8 protein-coding genes are annotated in these 6,726 nt (G+C 41.9%); all 8 read left to right on the forward strand.

Annotated elements, in window-relative coordinates:
* The first annotated feature begins 202 nt into the window (after positions 1-202).
* Positions 203-799: a hypothetical protein gene (locus AACT21_RS04480; RefSeq protein ID WP_019280821.1), complete on the forward strand. Its 597-nt coding sequence runs from the start codon at positions 203-205 to the stop codon at positions 797-799.
* Positions 796-2,685, forward strand: coding sequence for an FHIPEP family type III secretion protein (locus AACT21_RS04485; protein ID WP_094129950.1), 1,890 nt, complete (start codon positions 796-798; stop codon positions 2,683-2,685). Before AACT21_RS04480 ends, AACT21_RS04485 begins: the two co-directional genes overlap by 4 nt.
* A gap of 11 nt (positions 2,686-2,696) precedes the next feature.
* On the forward strand, positions 2,697-3,737 hold the full coding sequence (locus tag AACT21_RS04490; RefSeq protein ID WP_017047171.1) for an EscU/YscU/HrcU family type III secretion system export apparatus switch protein: 1,041 nt from the start codon (positions 2,697-2,699) through the stop codon (positions 3,735-3,737).
* Positions 3,721-4,479, forward strand: a complete 759-nt coding sequence (locus AACT21_RS04495) for an OmpA family protein (RefSeq protein WP_094163743.1) — start codon at positions 3,721-3,723, stop codon at positions 4,477-4,479. The genes AACT21_RS04490 and AACT21_RS04495 overlap by 17 nt, the downstream gene beginning before the upstream one ends.
* Positions 4,469-4,864, forward strand: a complete 396-nt coding sequence (locus AACT21_RS04500; protein WP_019280818.1) for a hypothetical protein — start codon at positions 4,469-4,471, stop codon at positions 4,862-4,864. Before AACT21_RS04495 ends, AACT21_RS04500 begins: the two co-directional genes overlap by 11 nt.
* A complete protein-coding gene (locus AACT21_RS04505) occupies positions 4,851-5,855 on the forward strand; it encodes a hypothetical protein (RefSeq protein ID WP_094163745.1) in 1,005 nt (334 codons plus the stop codon). The genes AACT21_RS04500 and AACT21_RS04505 overlap by 14 nt, the downstream gene beginning before the upstream one ends.
* A gap of 12 nt (positions 5,856-5,867) precedes the next feature.
* Complete coding sequence (locus AACT21_RS04510) at positions 5,868-6,518, forward strand: hypothetical protein (RefSeq protein ID WP_094129956.1); 651 nt, start codon at positions 5,868-5,870, stop codon at positions 6,516-6,518.
* A gap of 5 nt (positions 6,519-6,523) precedes the next feature.
* Positions 6,524-6,726: FliM/FliN family flagellar motor C-terminal domain-containing protein (locus AACT21_RS04515; RefSeq protein WP_094163747.1), on the forward strand; the 203-nt coding region annotated here is incomplete at its 3' end.

Consider the following 6,726-nt stretch of genomic DNA (forward strand, 5'->3'; position numbering starts at 1 on the left):
GTTTTCCATAGTGGAGGGTTGGTTGTGGCAGGCCAGTCAGTCAGTGAGCGGAATTTAATTCGGGCATCAAATTAAAGATATCAAGAAATCTCATTCTTATTTTTAGACCAAATCAGGCTTGTTCAGATTTGGTCTTTTTTTTTCTTTTGTGGTTAAGCGAGAGTCTAATTACATTACGCTCAATAATGAAGTGAGGTGCACATTGTATATTGAAATTGAACCTGCAGAAAAACGCATTCCGCAAATCAGCTTGAAACGTAATCGAGATTCTAATGTTATTAAAAAAGCAGAGTTGCGTATTTACCACGAAGCGCGTGCTTTGCTGATGGCAATGGAAGAACGAGTGTCCGAATACCAAGCGATTGTGGAGCAGCAAGTTGTACAAATGATCCAAGACAAGGAACAGTCTTTAAACTCTCACATCAATGAAGCTTCTCAATCGGTCATTGATGGTTGGTTTGTCCAACAAAAGCATTGGTTAGAGACGGCAGAAGAACGTTTGGAACATTTGTTGGCAGAACAGGAAGAAAGTTTGGCACTGTTGAAAGATGAAATAAAGCATTCAATTATTTCGGCCATCCAATCACGTCTAACAAAACTAAGTCAAAGCGATAACTTAATTTGCCATCTAATTGAAGTGCTGCATGGTGAAGTTGAGGATGAGATGAAGTTACTGAAGGTTGAGCAGGTTCGTGATAATCATGGTGTTACACTGACCATTGAAAACCAAGATAGCATCATTAGCATTAATACTGCTGAGTTGGTTAACGAGCTACACACTGGTTTGGGGCTGATATGATCCCGCTTCTTAAACGTTATCCAATACTGTTCAACCCGAGTAGTGTGATCATTACGCTGTTGCTGCCCACCATCATTTTGGTCACCTTGCCAGGCGTAGTGATTGATTCCCTTATTTTACTCAGCTTTATTAGCTCTATATTGCTGTTGGTCATCATGTTAGAAAACGATCAGCCTTTAAGAGTGACTTTTTTACCCACGGTCGTGTTGCTATTAACGACTTTCCGTTTATTGCTTTCAATTGCGACAACTCGAAACATTATTGCTAACGAAGACGTTGGCCATGTTATTGAAACTGTTGGTGAATTTGTTATGGGTGGCAACCTTATTTCAGGGTTGTTGATTTTCGTCATTATCACCATTGTTCAATTTTTAGTCGTCACGAAAGGGGGAGAGCGAGTTGCCGAAGTCGGTGCGCGCTTTTCACTGGATGCATTACCTGGTCGACAAATGACCATCGATGGCGACCTAAAAAGTGGCTTGATTAGTGGCGAACAGGCACAAAAACTGCGTGCCGATTTAAGTACGGAAAATAAGCTGTTTGGTTCTCTAGATGGGGCGATGAAATTTGTAAAAGGTGACTCGATAGCTGGAATTTTGATCAGTTTAGTCAACCTTTTTGGTGGGATTTACGTTGGTATCAACCAATTTGATCTCTCATTATCGGAAAGTGTCAGCCGCTTCTCTGTACTCACCATTGGTGATGGTCTGGTGTCTCAAATTCCAAGTTTGCTATTGTCCTTAGCGTGTGGGGTTTATTTAACGAGGATCAAAGGTTCTGAAGAGGAATCTCGTCCTTTTATCGGCCAATTGATGACGCAAATTCGTTCATTTTGGAAAAGCTTGTTGATCATCGGTGTCGTTATCTTATTACTCGGCGTATTCAATTTGGATTTATTGCATGTCTGTCTTCCTTTGGCGTTATTGTGTGCAATTCTCTCCTTTGTTTTGCGTGGTAAGCATGATGCGCCTGCGGCATCGATTACTTTCGATCCGAAAGGCAGTGGTGTATTCGAATCTCTCAAATTCGTTTTGCGTGATAGCCAGTCGCAAATGGTCATCCAACGTCGGCTGGAGTTAATCGAGAGCTCGATTTGGGGTCAACACGTAGGGATTCCGGCTATCATCGTTGATGAAGCACAACAGTTTGATATTGAAGTGTTTGTTTCCGACATTCGTATGTTTGGTTTTACACAATCTGATGCGGACGATTTGGTGGAGATCATGAATGACGATGTCTTTGTGCGTAACCATGATGTGCTGGTGAATATCGCGCAGATAGCAGACTATTTTTTGCGTAAGCGTTTAGTTGAAAAATACAACTTACAGTACACCAGCAACATCATTGCTGATCTGTCTAATGAAAGTGAAGTCATGAAGAGTGAAGTTGACGCGGCCATTGGGTTAAATCGCGTCCATGATGTATTGAAAGAGATGATCCGAGCCCCAGAGTTTTATCTTGATCGTATCAGTTTTTTTGAGGCCTTGATCTATTGGTCACGAATGGAGAACGAGCCCAAAAACTGGCTGACTCGTATTCGCAGTCAAGCTAAATATGAAATCACTTCGCGTTTACTCAATAAAGAAAATCAGATCCACGTTGCACTTTTAGAGCAACCACTCACGGAATTGATCGAATCATTTGTGATGGGTGAAATGGAAGATGTAGACCGATTGCTTGAAGTGCAACAAGAGCTTCGTGCTGAAGTTCTTCGCTTAACTACATTAAATGGTAATAAGCCGATCCTTGTGGTGAACGATAATGAGATAACGGCAGTGAAGGCTTTCTTCCAACAAATTGTTTCAACCATGCCCGTCTGCAGTCATGGTGACATTGCCGATTCTGCTTGTGTTGCTTCATCTGAAGCTTTGCAAGTTGCGGCTTAAGAGAATCCCACATGGAATCGACAGAACCCAAAAAATATCCGCCCACGGAAAAGAAACTGCGTGATTTGAAAAAAAAAGGACAGTTTCCCAAAACAGAACTCGCAGAACCAACGTTGGAACTGGTCGCTTTCGCTCTGATATTCAGTGGGATGCTTTTTCTTATGTTTGAGCATAACGATGAATGGTTTGAAGTGATCCTCTACGCTGACACTCAAGTGGGTTTTCATCTGGTGGTGTCGGTTCTGAGTTTATGTATCGGCAGCATATTCATGATAAAGCTGGTCATGGCCGTGATTAACTGGGTACTGATTAATAGCACGGTGATCAGTACCGAGTCGCTTGGATTCAAAATTGAAAAGATCCATCCAGTGACCGGTTTCAAAAACATTTTTGGTATAGAAGCGCTTTCGCGCGCCTTACGAAAGGTGCTAGAGCTATTGTTTCTGCTCTTTCTGCTCAAGTATGTTTTCGATATTACTGGCGGTGAATTAAACATGCTTAAAGAGACCAATAATAGTAGTGATTTCCTCTATAAGCTAATGTTTTATATTGCTTTTGTTTCAATGCTCTATGTCGTTTACGGTGTGTGTGTAGGCTGCGTCGATTTTTTAGTGGAGCGTTATCACTTTCATAAGAAAAACCGAATGACCTTTACGGAAATGAAAAATGAAATGAAAGAAACCGAGGGGTCGCCAGAAATCAAGTCTGAACGGAAACGTAAAATGCGCGAGGTCATGGATGCACCAATGGTGAAAGGGCGTCGTCCAACCTTTGCTTTGGCAAACCCTACGCACATTTTGGTCCCAATCTGTTATGACCGAAATATAGATCGTGCCCCTGTTGTATTGCAGATTTGTACTGATTCATTAGCTCAAGAGGAGCGTAAGCGGTTGCAAGAGATGAATGTGCCGATTATTGAAAATAAACCGTTGGCTCGTGCGTTTTATCGCAAGATGAAAAATGGTGAGGATTTTATTCCGAAGGAGTTTTACCGCGACGTCGCTATTATTCTTTCCGCACTTAAAAGGCATCAGAATGCAAAAAAATCATAAGGTGAGTTTTATTTTGGCAGGCTTGCTTGCTCTCACAGCTTGTAGCAATCAAATACGTGATGACAACCTAGCGCTGGATTATGACTGGGAACCGGATGTGTATAACCTAGTTTACTCTCATGTCGCTGATGCCGATAACCTGCGTTTTTGGGTACGTCGTGCACCCGAATATGATGAAGGCTCTCCCCACCAGCGCGGGTGCATTGAAATTGCCCAGCCTCAAAGCCCCAACCGTTTTTACATCGCTAACCTTAATACTTATGGGTTGATAGAAGTAAAGAACTGTGACGGAGATTATTCAGCATTTAGTAATTTGATCGCGCCCGAAAAGAGCCGAGCTTTTGATGTGTCTGCGTGGCAGCGTTCTTATGGCATTGTGGTTACAGAACTTGATGGTGCACATTGGTTACTGAAATTTGAAAACTTATTTGTTGTCAATCAATACCAATTAACTGTGCAAGGCCGTCACACTTTGCTTGCGATGCTCAGGGAACTACAAACTCTCCCGGTGGAGAGCCTTTTAGTGTATGGCGTTGCTGATTCATCGGGCTCATATGCCAAGAATCGACAATTGTCCGATCAACGCTCGAGAGTGGTGCGCGAGTTTTTAATTGAAGAGGGGATGAGAAATGTCCCTATTGATATTCGGGCAAGTGTTGAAAACGCCCTTCCAACAGCGCAAGAGCGAGTTGCTCAACGCCGTTTTATGATTGAGGTAAAGCTAAAAAACAATGAAAAATAGAAAATTCTCTTTATTAGTCAGTGAGTTTATTCAGTTCACTCAAGGTACGGCGATGAAAGTAGAGCTCGGTGACGCTTTAGCTTGCCACTATGGAAAGCGCTTGTGTCGAATTGAAGATGGCCAGCGCGTAGGTTTAGCTAATCAGTTGCTGATTTTGGTGGAAATGCCGGAATTGGCAACACAGCCTGAGTTGGCACTGCGTCTGAACGGTGAATTTCATCTTAGTCTTGATGGCTATTTGGCACAGCTTCGCCAAGGTGGTTTTCATTTCATCCGTCATCGGCCGATGACCGAATACCCACAAGAGCTTGTACGTTATTTGAGTGAGAGTGTCACGTTTGCAGAACGGTTGAGTATAGAGATAAAACAACATGTGGCTGATTGAGTTTGTTGGGGGCCATTTACAAGGAGTAACACTGCCGCTTGATTCATCACTTGAAATAACAGGGAATAAAGAGAGCCAGCACCCTGACGCGTTAATTGCCCCTGAAAGTTTGCCAGCGGATATGACATTGTTGATTGAGCTCAAGGGGTCGGTTCCAATAATTAAAGGGTTCAATAAAAGTCATAAAGTGAAGCGGTTGATCGCCAATCGGGTATATCGTTTTAAGGGATTGAGTTTTTTTCTATATAAGGAAGGAGCACGTAAGCCTTGTTTAAAGCGTTATCGTTTCAGAGAGTATCGTCCTTTAATTGTGTCTAGCCTGTTGCTCAATATTATAATGACGGCGCTTGTATTCTTGTTATTTCAAATGCAACAGCAAGCGTCAATCGTTGGTTATTTGCAACAGTTGGGATCGGGTTACCTCAAAGACGGAAAATTTTATGTTTTTGAAGAACAATCGCTAGTAGGTTTACCCAATAGCTGGCTTGAGAATATCAATATTGTGAGTTCAGATAATTATCTACAGGCCTCTCAACTGACTCTTGAATTAGTATCAGCATACTCAGGTCAACCTTTGGTTGGGAAATTAGTTCAACGTGAAGGACGAGATCAAATACGCGTTGAAACTAATGAAATAGATCATCAGGTTATGGCGTTATTTGGACAATATGGTCTTGAGTTCAAGAAACAAGGCGATGATTGGTTTGTGTCCAACCGAACCAGTGCGACTCGGCTTTTAAAAGAAGCGGGATTGAATCAGGTAATAAGCCGTGTGAAATCTCGTGAAGGTGAAGAGGAAATTATTGACGATCAAGCTTTTCCTTATTCCGTCTTTTATTCAACAACCGCAGGTCGTTACCTTTATGATGCACTTGACCGTTATTGGGAAGGTAGCGAGGTTCCATTGCTGGGAGTAATAGAAAGTATTAGTCCCAATAAAATAGTGTTCAAAGAGGGTTTAAAGACCCGAATATATTTAATTCAACCTTAGTAGGAGTATTGTATGACAACCATCAGCCCCGTTATGTCTACTTTTTTGGATACTGACGATAGAGCATCCTTAGATAGTGCCACAAGACGACTGTTAGATAGCGAAGTGGTCAAACGAGCCACAACTGGCCATCAGAGCAATCAGATTCGAAGCTTATTTTCATCCGGTACTAAAGATCCATTATCGTTAATTGATGATATTTTGTCGAAATACACGAGTGATCAAACATTGAGAGCTGATCAAGCGGCTAATGAAATTGAAAAGAAAGCAAATGCTATCGCAGAAATCAACCGTTTATGGGGCTTGATAATGCAAGATAACTTGCCGAATACTAACCCAACAAACAATGATAAAACACCGTTAGGAGATGGTGCTTCTGCTAGTTATCTAGACCAAATACAGGCAATTATCGCAAACGATTTGAATGATTCAAGAGGCATTGCTGCGATTACTGGCAAGAATTTAGCAGACTCAAAAACTCATCGAGTGAGTTATAACGATCTACAAGCAATGAATGCGACCATGACGGCATTCTGTGACACGATTCAAGTTGATCTAGATACCGAGCAACAACTGTTTAAAAATATTATGACGGACATCTCTTCTGCGCAAGAAGAAATTCGTGATATACGCAGAGCTATTGTTGCTATGGCGAAGGGGTAAAAATAATGAAAATTGCCATTGACGTTGTGATCGGCCATTGCACGATGACGTTAAGCGAACTCCATCAATTACAAAAGGGACAGATAAAATCATTTTCAGATTTCGTTCAATCGCAAGTGATGTTGAAAAGTGGTAATGAATTGATCGCAGTGGGGACTCTGGTCAAGGTCGATGACCAATACTGTGTGTCCATTGAGCAAGTAAATGC

The sequence above is a fragment of the Vibrio sp. V08_P9A1T1 genome (assembly GCF_963874405.1).
In the GTDB taxonomy this organism is placed as follows: domain Bacteria; phylum Pseudomonadota; class Gammaproteobacteria; order Enterobacterales; family Vibrionaceae; genus Vibrio; species Vibrio anguillarum.